Here is a 274-nt window from a genome sequence, read left to right on the forward strand (position 1 = left end):
TCATCCCAAGCGGCTGGGGCCATGCTACGCAGCCGGACGGTGCCCACAACCGACCAAAGTATGGGCCGAGGCCCTGTCGTCAGATCCCGCATGGCTGTCGCCCGATTCCTTTCTCCGCGCCGGGATCAGGACTACAGTGGCGCCCAGGCTGACCCCGATCCATCAGGAGACACGACATGAGCGACCACCCCTTCCAAGCGCCGGACATCGTCCCGCGCGAGAAGCTGGACTTCGACCTCGGCGGCGACATCCCCAAGTACTGGTTCGGTGGCGA

The organism is Aquabacterium sp. UBA2148, assembly GCF_002328915.1.
Taxonomy (GTDB): domain Bacteria; phylum Pseudomonadota; class Gammaproteobacteria; order Burkholderiales; family Burkholderiaceae_C; genus Aquabacterium; species Aquabacterium parvum.